Genomic DNA, 927 nt, shown 5'->3' with positions numbered 1-927 from the left:
GACGCTAAACTACGCGCCGTTTCTTAAAGGCGTTAGTAGTTTTAAGGAGTAATCGTGAGCTTTCACATAAATGGAAATGAACCTTCGATAACTGGCAAAGTGTGTAAAGGGTTTTATTTAATCCAGCACCAAGAAGGTGAATCCATTACTGATCAAGCAAACGTTGCCTACTTTAAGTTTGATAATAATTGGGTAAAGCTTCATTTTGATGGTGAAACGATATTTTGGCGAGAATCCCAAGAACCCTCTGAGCCAGTAAATAATTGTCTTTCTACTTGTTTGTCCCTTCTGAATCTAAGTGAGTTGGAAGGTGTTGTAGACCATGTACTTACAGATATTGTTTATGGTTGTGATGAAAAACATGTTTGGGTTAACTTTGTATTTTCTAGCGATAAAGAATTGATAATTAAACACCATGGATATGATGACTATACAACAATCAACTACTAACAAAGCCATTAAGAATGGCCCACAAAAAGACGTGGGCCGGACGGCATTTCATGCCGCCTCTTATGGCTCTATTGGAATGAAATATATATTACTGTTTATCGCAATGATCCCAGCTTTTGTTCGAGCTGACGCTATTTGCGAAAATTATGATAAAACTAAAAGTAGTGCTTTTAATTGGAGTGAGTCTGACTTTAATTCAAAATCAGCAACTGAAAGCATGGCTGCATTGCAAGAAGCTTTAAATAGCAATGGCTCAATTGGTACATGCCATCTACCTAATGCTATAGCTTTGGTCGAAGGCTATATTTTAAAGCAACAAGCGAAGGAAGCTTTATCTTCTAAAGGTACTTCCCAATTAATAATAGAATATAATGTGGCAGGCTTTTGTGATTTTATTAATCGATCCAAGCCCTGCGAATAGCCATAACAATTCAATGAAAGACAGCCCACAAAAAGACGTGGGCCGGACGGCATTTC

The 927-nt window shown here is 37.6% G+C and carries 2 protein-coding genes; both read left to right on the top strand.

Features of this window, described 5'->3' with window-relative positions:
* Nucleotides 1-54 precede the first annotated feature (54 nt).
* Nucleotides 55-450, top strand: coding sequence for a hypothetical protein (locus tag V7783_RS21015; protein ID WP_335680383.1), 396 nt, complete (start codon nucleotides 55-57; stop codon nucleotides 448-450).
* A complete protein-coding gene (locus V7783_RS21010) occupies nucleotides 416-871 on the top strand; it encodes a hypothetical protein (protein WP_335680382.1) in 456 nt (151 codons plus the stop codon). The genes V7783_RS21015 and V7783_RS21010 overlap by 35 nt, the downstream gene beginning before the upstream one ends.
* Nucleotides 872-927: the final 56 nt, after the last annotated feature.

This window comes from Pseudoalteromonas sp., assembly GCF_036960685.1.
GTDB lineage: Bacteria > Pseudomonadota > Gammaproteobacteria > Enterobacterales > Alteromonadaceae > Pseudoalteromonas.
Note: the sequence above shows the minus strand (reverse complement) of the source record. Positions and strands in the feature narration are given on the sequence as shown.

What these genes read in the sequence shown, in the direction of transcription:
- V7783_RS21010 (WP_335680382.1), top strand. Translation starts at nt 416, where the DNA reads ATGGATATGATGACTATACAACAATCAACTACTAACAAAGCCATTAAG.